Genomic DNA, 15,789 nt, shown 5'->3' on the forward strand with positions numbered 1-15,789 from the left:
TTACATCGAGATGTTCTATAACCCAAAACGTCGACACAGCAGTGCTATGCAGCTGTCTCCAGTAGAGTATGAGAAACGCTATTTCCTGAGCTTGGAGAGTGTCTAGGAAACCAGGGGCGATTCAGTCTGACCTCAGTCACTGCCGCCACGTTGAAAGCACTGCCCAAGCCGCCTTCATTCGCTGACCCGCAGCGTTTGACGCCCATCACGATGGCGCTGCCAATCAGGCCGCCGAAAGCCTGATCCAGGCCGACGGCGCTTTTGATGATGGTCAGAAGCATCATCGCGACGTGATCGAATTGCAAAACGATCACGTAGAGTGTCACTGCCACGTAGGCCAGCGTTTTGACCGGTACCAGCAGGTCTGCCACTTTCGCGTCGCGTTTGATGCCGCCGACGAATACCAGTCCAAGTAAGACGGCCAGGACGATACCCGAGTGGGTGGGATCAATGCCGAACGCATTTTCCAGAGAGTGGGTCGCGGCAGCAACCGTAATCGATTCTGTCCTATACGAATCCTTCATTAAGTCCCACGTTGCACCTTTTCAAAGCGCGGCGTTACGGTCGTGTTTCTTTTTGATGCAATCAGCGCTTCTTCCGGTAGCACCAAAGCTCGCGAACGCACGGTAAGGCCAGCACTCGATCGCCTCTGGCTGTCTGGATAACTGGGCCCTCTATTTGTTCATAACTCATTGATATTCGAGAAAAAACCAAGATGCTAAATGCGTTTTGCATCGCTAAACGCATGCAAAACATACACAAATCGTAAACGTTGGCCTGCTTTCTGCAACGGTACTCGTGTCGGCATGTGCCGGCACGTGAGCCACCTCCGTTGGAAGCACCATGACTGAGCTGAAAACCTTGATGAATGGGTCGGGCATTGCTGAAGAGGCCGTGAAGATTTCGCATGCGGGAATCGATGCGCTGCTGATTGATGTTGCGTATGGCCCGTTCTGTCTGCAAAGGCAGCAACGCCTCCTGAGTCTCAGGGCCGTAATAGGGAGCCAAGATCGCTTTCCTGGCCTGAAGGAAACCGTCCTAGGGGTGAATAACCTACTGGTTGTATTTGATCCCTTCCAGATCCATCCGTCCCGAGCCCGCTCCACTTTGCTTGAGCTATGGATGCAGGTTCGTCCGAAAGACTTGATAGGCCGGCGTATCAGTATTGAGGTCTGCTACGGAGGGGATTTTGGCCTTGATCTGGATTACATCAGCGAGGTGTCCGGGCTGTCGAAGACGAGTGTCATTGATCTGCATTGCAGTGCTAATTACACGGTAGCTGCTATCGGCTCGATGCCTGGCTTCGCCTACTTGGTAGGTTTGCCGAAGGCGTTAGAAGTGCCTCGTCGACAATCGCCGAGGACGAAGTTGGAGAAGGGAAGCGTCATCATCGCAAGCGAGCAAGCCTCGATCCTGCCCTTTACTGGGCCTTGTGGGTGGCATGTGATCGGCCATGCGGAGGTGGAATGCTTCGATAGCCGGAAAGTGCCACCCGTGCTTTTCAGCCCAGGTGATCAAATAGTCTTCGTGCCAAAGGCAGTTCTGAAATGATCGAGATTCTTTCCAACGGTGCATTGAATTTCGTGGTTGATCGGGGCCGATTCGGGTTCCTTGATTGTGGTGTTAGCCGCAGCGGACCTATGGATGGTTTGAGCTTCGCGCTCGGCAACTCCATCGTCGGCAACCTCTCAGCGGCGGCAGGTGTTGAGATCAATAGTTTTCCCTTCAAGGTTCGTTTCTCTGAGCCAACCACAGTGGCACTGACGGGAGCTGTTTCAAGCAACAAGCTCGGGAGTAAGGAGCTCGCTTCTTGGACGGCTCTTCGGGTCGAGGCCGACGAAGTGCTTACTGTTGGTGTGCCGAGTGTTGGACGGTGCGTTTACTTGGCTATCCGAGGCGGCATCAAGGTGCCCGAGGTACTGGGGTCGCTTTCAACTGACATGAAAGCGGAATTTGGAGGCTATTACTCTCGCGCCCTGCAGAAGACGGATCTGGTGGATATCGATTCTGACGAGAGCTTGAGGCCTGTCCGGAATGGTTACTTCCACCACGACCTCGCTCTCTATTGGCAGGGGCTGCGCGCCGGTGAAATCTCTGTCAGGGTTCTGCCGTCTGCGGAATGGGATGATTTCAACACAGAGAGTCGGGACAGGTTCTTCGGCTCCCTATACCAGGTTGAGCGCAGTTCCAATCGGCAGGGCTACCGTCTAGCTGGGGCGGAGATCGTCCGCTCCGGAGCGAAAGAGCTTCTATCCCATGGGATCGTTCCTGGCACCGTTCAAATTCCAAGCAATGGCCAACCGATCATCCAGCTGGTCGATGCAAATACCTGCGGCGGCTATCCAAAGCTGGCGAACGTGATCGACGCTGACCTATGGCGCCTTGGCCAGCTCATGCCAGGCAACAGGGTCAGGTTCGAGTTGGTCGGGATTGATGAGGGTTTAACAGCTCGTTCAAAACTCGCCGGTCTGATTGAGTCTGCGGTGGGTTGAAAGGCCGAATCTACGACTGTGCAGAATATCAATAATAGTGAGAACAACGTGAATAGTGCAGATATCGAAAAGCTGATCGGCACCTTTGAACGGTCATCCTTGCTCAGCCTGGATTTCAAGCAGGACGATGTACGCATCCAGCTCACTCGCGAGTTGGCAACGGTGGCTTCTTCTTCTGATACGTCGGCCAATAACGCTGCGCCGGTGGGGCATGTCGACGCGAGGTCCTCAGCAGACGAAGTTCCCGTAGTGGCAGCTATGGGCGGAATCATCTACCTCAAGCCATCACCTACGGAGGATGTGTATGTAGCGGTGGGCAAGCAGGTCGCTGAAGGCCAGACGCTGGCAGTGATCGAGGCCATGAAGTTGTTCAATCCCATTGAGGCGGAGTTTGATTGCGAGGTCGTTGAATTTCTTGTCGAGGATGGCGACGAAATCGAACGGGGTGCACCGATTTGCCGAGTTAGAAAGGTGAAATATGTTTGACAAAGTATTAATCGCCAATCGGGGTGAGATCGCCTTGCGGGTATGGCGCGCCTGCAAGGCGCTGGGACTCCAGACCGTTGCTGCTCATTCAGATGCAGACCGTGCTCTGCGGCATGTGCAGCTTTGCGACACGTCAATCTGCATCGGCCCAGCTCCTGCCCCAAAGAGCTACCTTCTCCACGAGAAGTTGCTGCATGCAGCCAAGCTGACCGGGGCACAGGCCATTCACCCGGGGTACGGCTTTCTCTCCGAGAGTGCCAGTTTCGCCAAGGCTGTTGAAGAGGCTGGACTGACCTTCATTGGCCCGTCGTCGGATGCCATCTCGAGGATGGGGGATAAGGTTCGCGCCAAGCAGGCCATGATCGAAGCCGGCGTTCCGTGTGTTCCAGGTTCAGAGGGTGCAGTTCCAGATGGAGAGGCCGAGATCTTCGCGTGCGGTAAAAAAGTCGGCTATCCGCTGATCATCAAGGCAGCCGGTGGAGGTGGCGGAAGAGGGATGCGTGTTGTTTACGAAGAGTCTGAACTGCTGCGTTCGGTCACCATGACCCGAGCAGAGGCCAAAGCAGCGTTTGGCAATCCAGTCGTCTACATGGAGCGCTTCCTTCAAACGCCTCGCCATGTGGAGATTCAGATACTGGCTGACCGTCACGGCAACGCAGTCTGGCTGGGAGAGCGCGATTGCTCCACTCAGCGACGTCACCAAAAGCTCATCGAAGAAAGTCCAGCTCCGGGTATTGGTCGAGCGCTTATTGCTGAAATTGGTGAGCTTTGCGTAAAGGCATGCAAAGCGATTGGCTATGTCGGCGCTGGCACGTTCGAGTTTCTTTACGAGAACGGTGAGTTCTTCTTTATCGAGATGAACACGCGAGTGCAGGTAGAACACCCTGTGACTGAGCTTGTTACTGGCGTCGACATCGTCGCCGAACAGATTCGCGTATCGATGGGACTACCACTATCCATCACCCAAGATCAGGTCACATTCACCGGGCACGCAATCGAGTGCCGAATTAACGCTGAAGATGCTTGGTCATTCAGACCGTCTTCTGGTGTGGTCACCAAGTGGGTAGCCGCAGGTGGGCCAGGTATCAGGGTCGAGTCGCACCTCTACGGTGGATACAGGATTCCAAGTCACTACGACTCTCTCATTGCGAAGGTAATTGCCCACGGTGCTACCCGTGAGCAGGCAATTGCTCGATTGAAGGTGGCGATCTCCGAGACCGTGGTTGAAGGTGTGGATACCAATATCGCACTTCATGCTCAGGTGCTACAGAGCAAGCCGTTCGGCGACGGTGGTGCGAACATCCATTACCTTGAGCAATTCCTGGAAGCTCGAGAGGAAAAGTGAAATGAACATTCATGATGTCTGTCAGCTCATTGAACGCTTGGGTTCTACAAATCTGGTCGAGTTTCAGTACGAAGACTCCACCACCAGCTTTGCTCTGAAATATTTGACTGGTAAATCCTCGTCGGTCGCGCCGTCAGCCATTGTGGAGGGGCCAGCTGAACCCCTCTTCTCAGAGCGCAAGGTGCTGGCGCCGGATCTTGGCGTGTTCTATCACGCTCACCCGTATAACCCCGATGCGCCGGTAGTTGCTGGTGAGCGAGTCACTGAGGAGAAAGTCGTTGGGTATCTTGTGTGCGGCAGTGATCTGTTCCCGGTGTATGCGCCCTGCGCAGGTACGCTATCGAGCTACGTTGCCGCCCACGAGCAGGTGGTTGGCTATGGAGATGTGCTGGCATTGGTCACTCCATAACGACACTGCTATGCAACGGTAAGTGAGCTCGCGGTGAAGTGCGTATGGAAATGTGATTAGGGATGCTGATGATGATTAAGACTGTCGATATTAACTGCGATATGGGTGAGGGATTTGGCCCTTACTCCATCGCTCAAGACGATGAGATGCTGGACATCGCAACGTCGGCGAATTTGGCCTGCGGGTTCCATGCCGGCGACTTCACCATCATGGCTGATATCTGCAGCCAGGCTAAAGCCAGGGGCGTAGCAGTTGGGGCTCATCCAGGTTACCCAGACCTGTGGGGATTTGGCCGACGCCACCAAGACTTTTCCAAGAGCGAGATCAAGCAGATGCTTGCCTATCAGATTGGTGCTGCCTGGGCGATTGCCAAGTCGGTAGGTCACAAGCTCACGTTCGTAAAGGCGCACGGGGCCTTGGGACACCTTGTTGCTGATGACGAAATGGCGGCGTCTGCCCTGATCGAAACCATCAAGGAAGTGAACGACGAGCTCATCCTCTCGGTGATGGCCGGCGTGACCCTTGAGCAGATGGCAGAAAGTGCTGGACTGAACATCGTTCGCGAGATCTATGCAGACCGTGCCTACCAAGACAATGGTCGCTTGGTACCGCGTGGTCAGCCCGGCGCCGTCATTCATGACGGGCAGGAGGCCGCCAAACGTGTGCTCGCGATGGTGCAGGAGGGGGCAATCATCACCCAGTCGGGCAAACGTATTGCAGCCGATATCGACACGATCTGTGTGCATGGGGATACGCATGGAGCGGTTGCAATGGCACGGACACTTAAGAAGACGCTTGAATCTTCGGGACTTGAGATTGCTCCTTACAGTCAGCGGTTTGAGCAGGTGTAATCGTTAAGTCTAAAGTGTTTACCCAATTCGGTTGAATATAATGAAGATGGCATAGGTCTGCATGGCTTTAGCAGCTTGCGATGGCTTATATGTCATTCTGTGCGAAGGGAATCCTTTTTGGACAACTGGCCACCCCGGTAACTTATTAGTTGCTGGTACGGATGATATGCGCGCTGTCGGTAAGATTTCACGTTGTTCAATTCTTTACTGCCTATAACACAATAATTCAGGGGTGAAGCTGCTATGCAACAACAGGCGTTAACTGCGAGAGCTTTGGTGTTTGTTTCAACTGGATTGGCACTCGCCGGAAACTCTGCCTTTGCGGATTTTCAAAAGGACAGCAAGGTTACACTTGAAGCGCGTAACCTTTATTTTAGCCGCGACTTCCGCCAACCCGGTGGCAGCTTGGCCAGTGGGCAAAGTAAGGCGGAGGAGTGGGGCCAAGGCTTCATACTTCGTGCAAACTCGGGCTACACGGAGGGCGTGGTCGGTTTCGGCCTTGATGCTATAGCAATGGCAGGGTTCAAACTCGACTCGAGCCCGGATCGCGCGGGTACTGCTCTCTTGCCTACTGGTTCCGATGGAGCATCGCAGGATGAGTATTCCAAGCTCGGGGCCACTCTCAAGGCCAAGATATCCAACAGCACTTTGAAGGTGGGTAGCCTTTTGTTCCGTAACCAGATGCTGCTGTCCCCGGACGGCCGACTGCTTCCGCAGATGTTCAAGGGCAGCATGCTTGAGGTTTCCGAAATCGAAAATCTCTCTCTGCAAGCAGCACGTATCACGAGGACGATGGCTAGCCAGTCCGGCCATTGGACGAAGCTTACGGGCAACCGCATTGGCGGGGAGGGAGACGATTACACGTTCTATGGAGGCGATTACAATGTGCTGCCAGATACCTCAATTGGCCTCCACTACGGCACATTGGAAGGGGTATTTCGCCAGTACGTTGCCAACGCTAGTAGCTTGGTCAAACTTTCGCCCAGCGACAGTTTCAAGGCGGACGTGCGGCTAGCCAAAACCGAAGAGGATGGTGGCTTCCGAGCGATAGATAACAAATCTGTTGGGGTAATGGGTACCTATAAGTCGGGTATTCACTCCTTTGGACTTGGCTTCCAGAAGATGATTGGGGATGACCCGTATCCTTATGTCGCGGGGACTGACCCTTATCTGGTGAACTTCATTCAGATTAGCGACTTTGCCAATGTCAATGAGCGTTCATGGCAGGTTCGTTATGACATTGATTTCGCAGGACTAGGTGTTCCCGGGCTTGGGCTTATGGCCCGGTATGTTAGAGGTTCTGATGTAAAGCTGCCCTCAGGAAATGCAGGGGATGAGTGGGAGCGAAATACAGACATCTTCTATGTGTTCCAGTCGGGGGGGTTGAAAAATTTATCTGTTCGCTGGAGGAATGCAACAGTTCGTTCGAGTTTTGGAAATGACTTAGACGAAAACAGGCTAATTATTCAGTACGCATTTTCTGTTCTTTGATGGATCAAGCTCCCGGTTCAGTTGCATGGTAATGCGGCTGCTAAACTGAATGCATGACTACGTATGTAGGGCATAATAAATGAATAAGGTCATCACGAACGGTGTTGTTGAGACCGTTGAATCGAATCGGGCGGTGTATCGTAAGGTTGCACTTCGCTTCATTCCATTTCTGATGGTTTGCTATGTCGCGGCCTACCTGGATCGCGTGAATGTCGGGTTCGCCAAGCTGCAAATGTTGAGCGATCTCCAATTCAGTGAGGCTGTGTATGGCCTTGGTGCCGGCGTTTTCTTCATCGGCTATTTTCTGTTCGAGATTCCAAGCAACCTGTATCTCCATCGAGTTGGTGTTCGTGCCACACTGTGTCGGATCATGGTGCTATGGGGGCTGATCTCTGGAGGGTTCGCTTTCGTCAACTCTCCCACCCAGTTCTACGTGATGCGCTTCCTGCTAGGGGCGGCAGAAGCTGGCTTCTATCCTGGGGTCATCCTCTATCTCACCTACTGGTTCCCATCGCATGTCCGCGCCCGTGCTATCGGCTTGTTCATGTGCGCCATTCCAGTTGCTGGTCTGATTGGCTCGCCAGTTTCGGGCTGGATCATGGACGGGATGCATCTCAAGATGGGCTTGGCTGGCTGGAAATGGCTGTTCCTAATCGAGGCGCTCCCAGCTGTGCTACTGGGGATTGCTGCCTACTTCTACTTGGATGATAAGCCGAAGGACGCCCAGTGGCTGACTGATGCAGAGCGCAGCATTATCCAAAATGACCTTGCTGCTGAAGAAAAGGTCAAGGCATCCACGAGCTCTTCCACCCTTGGCCAGATGCTCACCAACAAGTTCGTGTGGCTGCTCATTTTTCTGGTCTTCTCTCAAGCTCTTGGTCAGTACGCATTGGCTTTCTGGCTCCCAAGCCTGATCAAAGGTGCTGGCTTCGCAAGCTTAAGTGCGATTGGGGCCATCACAGCCATACCTTACGGCTGCGCTATGGTGGCAATGATCCTGGCGACCCGCAGCTCTGACAAACGTCGTGAGCGTCGCTGGCACCTGAGCATTGCCTTCACTCTGGCCTCCATTGCGCTTTGCACCAGCGTGTTCTCTGCTGGCTCCCCGTACCTAGTGCTTCTCGCGCTCTGCGCAGCAGCTGCCGCTTCCTTCTCGGCTTCGGCGCTGTTCTGGACGCTTCCCCCGGCATTTTTGACTGGTGGAGTCTCAGCAGGCGGAATCGCGATGATCAATGCAATCGGTGCTCTGGCTGGCTTCGTTTCGCCTTACCTCATGGGGTATGTGAAGGAGACCACTGGCAACACCGACCTTGCGGTATTCGCTATCGCTGCTGTGTTACTCCTCGCCGCAATGATCGCTCTGAGCTTGCCAAAAGCCATTGCTAACCCACGTTAACTTTCTAAGCCCGTGTCTGCTGCGCTGGCACGCACGGGCAGTCCATTCAGGAGAATTCCATGACTCCCTTCGAGCTCCGACAGCAAATCCGCACAAACAAGTTTCGGATCCCAACCTCGGGTTACTGCCCTGGCTACACCCAAGTCAACGTCATCATCATGCCCAGCAGCTACGCGGAGGATTTCAAGAAATTCTGCGAGCTGAACGCTCAATCGTGTCCGCTGTTGGATGTCACTGCCCCGGGTGACCCTGTGTTTCGAGCTTTAGGACGCGACGTCAACGTTGCGACTGATGTTCCGAAGTACAACATTTACCGTCAGGGCGTCCAGGCCGAACAAGTTGACGACATTTTGGAATACTGGGAGGACAATTACGTGGCCTTCGCACTCGGCTGCTCGCACTCGTTCGAGGATCTCCTAATCGCCGACGGCATGCGCCTGCGGCACATTGAGCGCGGCCATGTTGTCCCTGCGTTCGTCACCAATGTAAAAAACGTTCCGGTAGGGCCATTCGGTGGCCACCTCGTTGTTTCAATGAGGCCATTTGTAGCCAAACAGGCAATCACAGCGATCCAGATCACTGGTAATTTCCCTCAGGTACACGGTGCCCCTATCCACATGGGTAATCCACTGGAGATTGGTATCAAGGATTTGGAACAGCCTGACTGGGGTACGGGCGTGGAAGTAGCTGACAACGAGATACCCCTGTTCTGGGCGTGCGGTGTCACGCCACAAGAGGCCTTGAAGGCATCTGGCATCCCGCTATATATCGGCCATGCTCCAGGCCACATGTTGGTGACTGACATTACCCTCAGAGATCTGCAAAACAACGTTCACGTTCAGTAACTTTGGCTGTCAGCGTTGGGGGGGGTAATGAAAAAGCTGCAAGAGCTGATTGACAATAACGCTCGCTGGGCGGAGTCGGTTCGAGCGAAGGACCCAGGTTTTTTTGCAAAGCTCGCGAGCCAGCAGACACCTGAGTACCTTTGGATCGGTTGTTCGGATGCCAGGGTGCCGGCGAACGAGATTGTGGGGCTACTACCCGGTGAGCTCTTCGTTCACCGGAACGTGGCAAACGTTGTGCTGCATACAGACCTGAACTGCCTCTCCGTTATTCAGTATGCAGTCGATGTTCTGAAAGTGAAGAGCATTTTGGTCACCGGCCATTACGGCTGTGGCGGTGTGCGAACAGCCATGGGCACTCGCCAGTTCGGGCTGATTGACGGGTGGCTGCGCTCCATTCGAGATCTTTACCATGTCCATCACGGTGAACTCTCGAAGCTGGAAACTGAAGACGCGCGAGTGGATCGGATGTGCGAGCTTAATGTACTTCAGCAAGTGAACAGTGTTGCTCAAACCACCATCGTCCAGAACGCTTGGCATCGTGGCCAAGAGCTAATGATTCAGGGCTGCATTTACGGTTTGAGTGACGGGCATTGGAAAACTTTAGGAGAGTCAATTGCGGGCTTGCAGCAGATTCCGGAAGTTAATCGGTACCAGCCGCTCTAGACTCAGTCGCGCTGGTCCCAACTAGCAAGGAGGCCGGTACCAGAACGGTGCCGGCTTTTCTTCGCTTGGTGGAAGTCGCGCTAGAAACATAGAGAAATCCACGTTGCCCCCAGAGCTAATTAACAGCACGGATTGGCCTTGAGCCTTTCGAGTACCTTGAATACGACTGCGAGCGCAGTCGCACCTGCCGGCTCCAGTACGAGGATCGAAGGGTGGCGTAGTGAAGTACTACTTCTAGGTTTTGTACGAGAAGTAGGGTTACCCATCGTTGTGGAAGCGGGCTTGCCCGCGATCTGCCGCAATGCGGCAGCAAAGCCTGAATATGCGCCGTTCTCCGGGATATAGGAGCGCTTCGCACTCCATCGCGGGGCAAGCCCGCTCCCACAAAACTTTCCGTACAGAGCCTAGGAGCAGGGCTTCAAAACAAGCATTGGAGGGATGAGTGCGCTTTCATCGTTCGCCGTGCGGTTGGGGAGGCCGCACGGGGAGGGTAAGTGGGGCTCACACCAGTGAAGAAGCCGCCCTGGCGGCCTGATCATACGTACCAGACATTTCGCGCAGGGTGCGAGCAGTGGCGCTTAGCTTCTCCACCACGTTCTGATCAATGCTGGGAACGAGGCATTTGTTGCGGACGACAACGTAACGCTCGACTAAATCCAGACCTTTTTTCGTAGGACTGTAGAAAACTTCCTTCCCGATTTTTTTTGAGGTGATCAGTTGGCTTCCGGACAGCTTTCGAAGTGAGTAAGCCACGATATGCGTGTCGCCGAAGTTCAGAGTGAAGCAAATGTCGGCCAGTTTTTTCTGTTTACCTCGGTGGCAAATGTGATTTAACACAATGATGTCGACCATGCCCAGGTCTGGCGCTCCAGCTGCACTCATGCATGACGTGGCCCACCTGGAGAAAGCGTTCCAGGTGAGAATCATGCCGAATTCAAACTCGGAAGCAGGTACCTGGCCCTCCACCACGAGGTGGGCAGAGGCGACGAGCGGCCCGCTGAGATCGGATTCGAGTTGTGAAAGCTTATCGGACATGTACCCTCCAGGAATTCTAATCGGCCTGCACGAAGCCGCTGGCTCATGCGCGGCAATCTACCACAGACCAGTTTGGAGGGGGGCGCGGCCTACGGGTGTAGCCAACCTGATAATTCGCTCGTCGCAGAGCTAACCCGACCCCTTTGGCTAGGCCGGATGTGGATCACGAAATCGATCTGGTGATCACGTTCCCACTCCGAATATTTGTCACCGTTGCCATTCGCATTTTTGATGTCGTTGGCATGGAGGTCCGGTCAGGCGTGCAGCATCAATGTTGGAGCGTCAGCCTAAAACCCGGCCAATGACTGGCGCGTCTATGTCGTTCAACCGGGTTGGACGCATCACTATGCTCCCTATCTCTTAGGTTTTCTGACGACCCTCAGTACGAGGATCTGCATCTCGGCTGAGCCTCAGCGCTCGGGGTGGTTGCGTGCTTTCCTTGCCAACTCGCGATGACCAGAGGCGCCAGCGCATTACCAAGAACGTTAAGTGTGGTGGTGCCCATGTCCATGATGCGATAGATGCCCGCGATGAATGCGATGCCCTCGAGGGGCAGGCCTGCACTGGCCAGTGTCGCGGACAGGATGACGAACATGAAGCCTGGAACGCCCGCAGCCCCCTTGGATGTCAGCACCATGGTGACGACGAGGAGGGCTTGTTGGCCCAGCGACAGTTCGATGCCGTAGAGCTGAGCGACAAAGAGCGTTCCGATACCCAGGAAGATGGAGGCGCCGTCCAGATTGAACGAATACCCGACCGGCACAACGAAGCTCACAAGTTCGCGGGGGGCACCAAACTTTTCGAGTTTGGCCATCAGTTGCGGCATGACCGCAGTGGAGCTCGCGCTGGAGAATGCCAGCACCAATTCGTCCTTGATGAAGCGTATGAGGCCGAAGAATGGGACACCGGCCAGTTTGGCCACTGAGCCCAAGACGATTGTCGCAAAAAGGAACAGGGCAACGTAGGTGACGAGAATGAGCTTGGCCAAGGGCAGCAGCGAGGCAAAGCCAAAATTGGCGACCGTTACCGAGATCATGCCGAAGACGCCGATTGGCGAGTAGGCCATCACGAAGCTCGTCACTCGGAACATGGCGTCGCTCACTCCGCGGAATACCGCCAGCACTGGGTCCTTGCGCTCCGAAGGGAGGCCGGACAGACCCAGGCCGAACATGACCGCGAAGAACAGCACAGGCAGTAGATTGCCTTTGGCCATCGAGTCGATGATGTTGTCTGGAACGATCCCAAGTATCAGGCCTGCGACACCTTGATGGCCTCCCGCTGCCGGCAGCGTGACCGCGGTAGCATGAAGGCTATGAAGATCGGTGCCGGCGCCCGGCTGCATGAGATTGCCTAGTACCAGGCCGAAGACGATCGCGCTGGTGGTAATGCAGAAGAAATAGAGCAGGGTTTTCACACCGATGCGGCCCAGAGCCTTGGTATCACTCTGTCCGGCCACGCCGACTACCATGCAGCAGAAAACGATTGGGATGACGATCATTTTCATCAGTTTGATGAACAGATCACCAGCGGGTTGCAGCACGTTGTTGATGAGCCACGGACGGGCATCAGGATAATGGTTGAGAATCGCGCCTAATACGATGCCGGCCATGAGGCCTATCAATATCTGGGCGACCAGAGGAATACGTGGTTTATGCATGTCCGTCTCACAGATGGGTTCAGCGGCAGGATCTTTTTGTAAAGGTAGATCGGGGGCTTACGCCCCCGACAGCTTCCGGCTATCGATTGCTGTTAGCGCAGGGCATCGCAGGCGCGACGAATGCGCGAGCAGCCCTCTTGGATCACAGCTTCGCTGCTTGCAAACGACAAGCGAACGTAAGGGCTGATGCCGTAAGCCTCACCGACCACGGTCGCCACGCCTGCTTCTTCCAGCCAGTATCGGACAACGTCGCTATCGGTGTTCAGCAGGTTGCCGCGAGGTGTGGTTTTGCCCAACAGACCCTGCACATTCACGAACAGGTAAAAGGCACCTTCCGGGATGGTGTAGGTAAGGCCCTTAACGCCTTCGAGCGCGACCAACATGATGTCGCGGCGCGTGCGGTACAGGCTGGCCATCGTTTTCACTGGCGCCTGGTCGCCAGCAAAGGCAGCGACAGCAGCGGCCTGGCTGATCGAACTTGGGCAGGTGGTGCTCTGGGAGAGCAGCTTGCCGATGGCAGCGATCAGCCACTTCGGCCCGGCACCAAAGCCCAGGCGCCATCCGGTCATTGCGTAACCCTTCGAGGCACCATTGATGATCAGCGTGCGACTTTTCAGGTCTGGCGCAGCGGCAGCAAATGACAGATAGGGCTCGTCGCCGTATACGAAGTGCTCGTAAATCTCATCCGCCATGATCAGGACGTGGGGGTGGTCGCGAAGTACCTGAGCGAGTGCCTTCAGTTCAGTTGCGCTGTAGACGGCCCCACTGGGGTTGTTAGGGCTATTGAGAATGACCCACTTGGTGCGCGGGGTTATCGCTTTGCTCAACTCTTCAGGGAGTAGCTTGAAGCCATTGTTCTCGTTGCCCTGGATGACGACGGGCGTGCCACCATTGAGCTTGGTGATGTCCGGGTAGGACACCCAGTACGGGGTGTGAACGATTACTTCGTCTTCTGGGTTGAGGGTCGCCGCAAGTGCTTCGAAAATCACTTGCTTGCCGCCGGTGCCGGCGACGACTTCATCGATGGTGTATTCCAGGTCGTTGTCGCGGGCGAGCTTGGTGACGATGGCTTTGCGCAGCGCCAGGGTGCCCAGGGTGCTGGTGTAGTGGGTGTCGCCAGTTTCCATTGCCTTGCGACCAGCATCCACGATGTGGGCTGGCGTAGCGAGGTCTGGTTCGCCCACGGTGAAGTTGACGATGTCGCGACCTTCTGCACGCAACTGGGCGACCAGGGCGTTGGCGGCAACGCTTGGGGAGGGCGCGATACTCAGTACGCGTTGAGACAGGAGTTGATTGCTCATTCTGGGTGTTCTCAAAGCAGGCCGGCTTTAGCCAACGCGTTGTTGATCCAGGATTGATCTACCGAACCGTTTGCGATTTCCGCCTTGACACGCTCTTCGAGCGCTTCGTGCTCACGTGCCTTGGCCAGGACTTCTTCGGCATCTGCCTGAGAGAAAGCAACTACTCCGTCCTCATCGCCAACGATGATATCGCCGGGGTTCACGATCATGCCGCCGATGCTGACAGGCACGTTGACTTCGCCTGGGCCGGTTTTATATGGGCCGCAGTGAACAACAGCTTTGGCGTAGCAGGGAGTGTCCGTGAAGCAGGCAACGTCGCGGATGGCACCGTCGATGACGAAGCCTACGCAGCCATGCTCGAGGGCATAGAGCTTGATGAGCTCGCCGATCATTGCGTTGGTAGTGTCGCCTTGGCCGTCCACGACGAGGACGTCGCCGGGCTTGAGCATGGTCAGGGCTTTATAGATGATCAGGTTGTCACCCGGGCGGGTTTTGACGGTCAGCGCTGTTCCCACCAGCTTACCGGTCTGGTTGTAGCGGGTGAGACCACGAGCGCCAATATGACGCCCCATATTGTCACTGATGTGCGGCGTGACGACGGTGCGGAAGGCTTCGATGATGTTAGGTGCAGCAGCGGGAACTGGTGGGTTGAAGCGGTTGCCAAGGGACATAGGGGGTCTCCATCACACGATTGGTGTTGTTTCATTCGATGATAGGGAGATGCCTTGAAAGCTTTTAGCGATATTTTATGATGTGATACCATCGCTTTTAGTAAATATTCGCTGGGCGCGTGACTGTCTAGGCCTATCCAGTCTTGGCAGTCGGGTGATTCTCACCGGCATTCAATACTCTGAGAGGCCTGTCCATTGGTGACATTCAAGCAACTCGAAGCACTCTTCTGGATCGCTCAACTGGGTAGTTTCGAGTCGGCTGCAGCGAAGCTGAACATGTCGCAATCGGCTATCTCCAAGCGAATCGCTGAACTGGAAGAAACCTTCGACGTCGCCATGTTCGATCGCTCCAGGCGGACGGCGCGGTTGACACCCAGAGGTACTTTGCTGCTTGAGCATGCCGCCGACTTGCTGTCGCGTCGGGACCAGATGCTCGGGGAAGTGAGCGACAAGGCCGCTTTGGTGGGGCGGTTCCGAATAGGCGTGACGGAGCTGACGGCAATGACCTGGCTCCCTTCGCTTGTGGAGGCTGTCAGCGACGTGTATCCACGGCTGCAACTGGAGCCCTTGGTGGAGGTTGGCGCCGATCTCTTCCGCAAGCTTGAGCAAGACCACCTGGACCTGGTCGTACTGCCTGATGTGTTTGGCGATGCCCGGTTCACCCAGGTCGCGCTGCAGGGTGTTCGCAACGCATGGATGTGCTCCCCTAGGCTGCTCGATACCGAGCGGCTGTGGACGCTTGATGAATTGTCAGACCAAAAGTTGCTGACCCAAGGCACCTCATCGGGTGCTGGTTTGCTCTATCAGCGTTGGTTCGCAAATCAAGGTATCAATTTTTCCAAGTCGGTGACGGTCAACAACCTGCTGGCCCAGGTGGGTTTGGCCATGTCTGGTTTGGGCGTGGCCTACCTCCCCAGAGACTGCATCGAGCACTTGCTGGAGCGGGGAGATCTGCGCGAGATACGGTGTGAGCCGACACTTCCCGATACCAACTACATCGCGCTTTATCGGCCTGATCGCTGGGTGGGTGTCAGCGCAGACATCGCTGCGCTGGCCGCGAAACTGTGCGATTTTTCGCGGCTTCTCATCGTTCGGTAGGTTCTGACGCGGGGCTGTGGCGAATCCCATGCAAGCGGGTAGGGGGCTC

16 protein-coding genes and 1 pseudogene are annotated in these 15,789 nt (G+C 55.3%); 12 read left to right on the forward strand and 5 right to left on the reverse strand.

The window, feature by feature from the left end:
* Positions 1-106: IS3 family transposase (locus tag JOY50_RS05095; protein ID WP_154100817.1), on the forward strand; the 106-nt coding region annotated here is incomplete at its 5' end.
* Between the two features lie 22 nt (positions 107-128).
* On the opposite strand, the pseudogene JOY50_RS05100 reads toward JOY50_RS05095, so the two are convergent.
* Positions 129-524: pseudogene (locus JOY50_RS05100) on the reverse strand (alanine:cation symporter family protein); the annotation flags it as partial.
* A 319-nt stretch (positions 525-843) separates the two neighbouring features.
* Between JOY50_RS05100 and pxpB the strand changes: the two are divergent.
* From pxpB to can, 10 genes are all read left to right on the forward strand, one after another.
* Positions 844-1,551, forward strand: coding sequence for a 5-oxoprolinase subunit PxpB (gene pxpB / locus JOY50_RS05105; RefSeq protein WP_243054871.1), 708 nt, complete (start codon positions 844-846; stop codon positions 1,549-1,551).
* Complete coding sequence (locus JOY50_RS05110; protein WP_243054872.1) at positions 1,548-2,492, forward strand: biotin-dependent carboxyltransferase family protein; 945 nt, start codon at positions 1,548-1,550, stop codon at positions 2,490-2,492. Before pxpB ends, JOY50_RS05110 begins: the two co-directional genes overlap by 4 nt.
* A gap of 48 nt (positions 2,493-2,540) precedes the next feature.
* Positions 2,541-2,978, forward strand: coding sequence for a biotin/lipoyl-containing protein (locus tag JOY50_RS29080; protein WP_243054873.1), 438 nt, complete (start codon positions 2,541-2,543; stop codon positions 2,976-2,978).
* A complete protein-coding gene (gene accC, locus JOY50_RS05120; protein WP_243054874.1) occupies positions 2,971-4,323 on the forward strand; it encodes an acetyl-CoA carboxylase biotin carboxylase subunit in 1,353 nt (450 codons plus the stop codon). Before JOY50_RS29080 ends, accC begins: the two co-directional genes overlap by 8 nt.
* A 1-nt stretch (position 4,324) precedes the next feature.
* The gene (locus JOY50_RS05125; RefSeq protein WP_243054875.1) at positions 4,325-4,732 is read left to right on the forward strand and encodes a hypothetical protein; all 408 of its coding nucleotides are present in this window, start codon (positions 4,325-4,327) and stop codon (positions 4,730-4,732) included.
* A gap of 62 nt (positions 4,733-4,794) precedes the next feature.
* Entirely contained in the window at positions 4,795-5,583 is a 789-nt protein-coding gene (locus JOY50_RS05130) for a LamB/YcsF family protein (protein ID WP_243054876.1), read from the forward strand.
* Positions 5,584-5,826: 243 nt separating this feature from the next.
* A complete protein-coding gene (locus tag JOY50_RS05135; RefSeq protein WP_243054877.1) occupies positions 5,827-7,074 on the forward strand; it encodes an OprD family porin in 1,248 nt (415 codons plus the stop codon).
* Between the two features lie 79 nt (positions 7,075-7,153).
* Positions 7,154-8,470: an MFS transporter gene (locus JOY50_RS05140; protein WP_243054878.1), complete on the forward strand. Its 1,317-nt coding sequence runs from the start codon at positions 7,154-7,156 to the stop codon at positions 8,468-8,470.
* A gap of 59 nt (positions 8,471-8,529) precedes the next feature.
* Positions 8,530-9,315: a putative hydro-lyase gene (locus JOY50_RS05145; protein ID WP_243054879.1), complete on the forward strand. Its 786-nt coding sequence runs from the start codon at positions 8,530-8,532 to the stop codon at positions 9,313-9,315.
* A gap of 27 nt (positions 9,316-9,342) precedes the next feature.
* Positions 9,343-9,978, forward strand: coding sequence for a carbonate dehydratase (can, locus tag JOY50_RS05150; protein WP_243054880.1), 636 nt, complete (start codon positions 9,343-9,345; stop codon positions 9,976-9,978).
* Between the two features lie 501 nt (positions 9,979-10,479).
* On the opposite strand, the gene JOY50_RS05155 is transcribed toward can, so the two are convergent.
* The 4 genes from JOY50_RS05155 to JOY50_RS05170 form a co-directional block, all read right to left on the reverse strand.
* The gene (locus tag JOY50_RS05155; RefSeq protein WP_243054881.1) at positions 10,480-11,013 is read right to left on the reverse strand and encodes a winged helix DNA-binding protein; all 534 of its coding nucleotides are present in this window, start codon (positions 11,011-11,013) and stop codon (positions 10,480-10,482) included.
* Positions 11,014-11,392: 379 nt separating this feature from the next.
* Positions 11,393-12,670 carry a cation:dicarboxylate symporter family transporter gene (locus JOY50_RS05160; protein WP_243054882.1) on the reverse strand — a complete coding sequence of 426 codons (1,278 nt, stop codon included), beginning with the start codon at positions 12,668-12,670 and terminating at the stop codon, positions 11,393-11,395.
* Between the two features lie 92 nt (positions 12,671-12,762).
* On the reverse strand, positions 12,763-13,971 hold the full coding sequence (locus tag JOY50_RS05165) for an aminotransferase class I/II-fold pyridoxal phosphate-dependent enzyme (RefSeq protein WP_138736587.1): 1,209 nt from the start codon (positions 13,969-13,971) through the stop codon (positions 12,763-12,765).
* An 11-nt stretch (positions 13,972-13,982) separates the two neighbouring features.
* Entirely contained in the window at positions 13,983-14,642 is a 660-nt protein-coding gene (locus tag JOY50_RS05170) for an RraA family protein (RefSeq protein ID WP_138736588.1), read from the reverse strand.
* 195 nt (positions 14,643-14,837) lie between these two features.
* Here JOY50_RS05170 and JOY50_RS05175 point away from each other — a divergent pair, with 195 nt between their 5' ends.
* Positions 14,838-15,740, forward strand: a complete 903-nt coding sequence (locus JOY50_RS05175; protein WP_138736589.1) for a LysR family transcriptional regulator — start codon at positions 14,838-14,840, stop codon at positions 15,738-15,740.
* Positions 15,741-15,789 lie beyond the last annotated feature (49 nt).

This window comes from Pseudomonas sp. BP01 (genome assembly GCF_022760795.1).
Taxonomy (GTDB): Bacteria; Pseudomonadota; Gammaproteobacteria; order Pseudomonadales; family Pseudomonadaceae; genus Aquipseudomonas; species Aquipseudomonas putida_Q.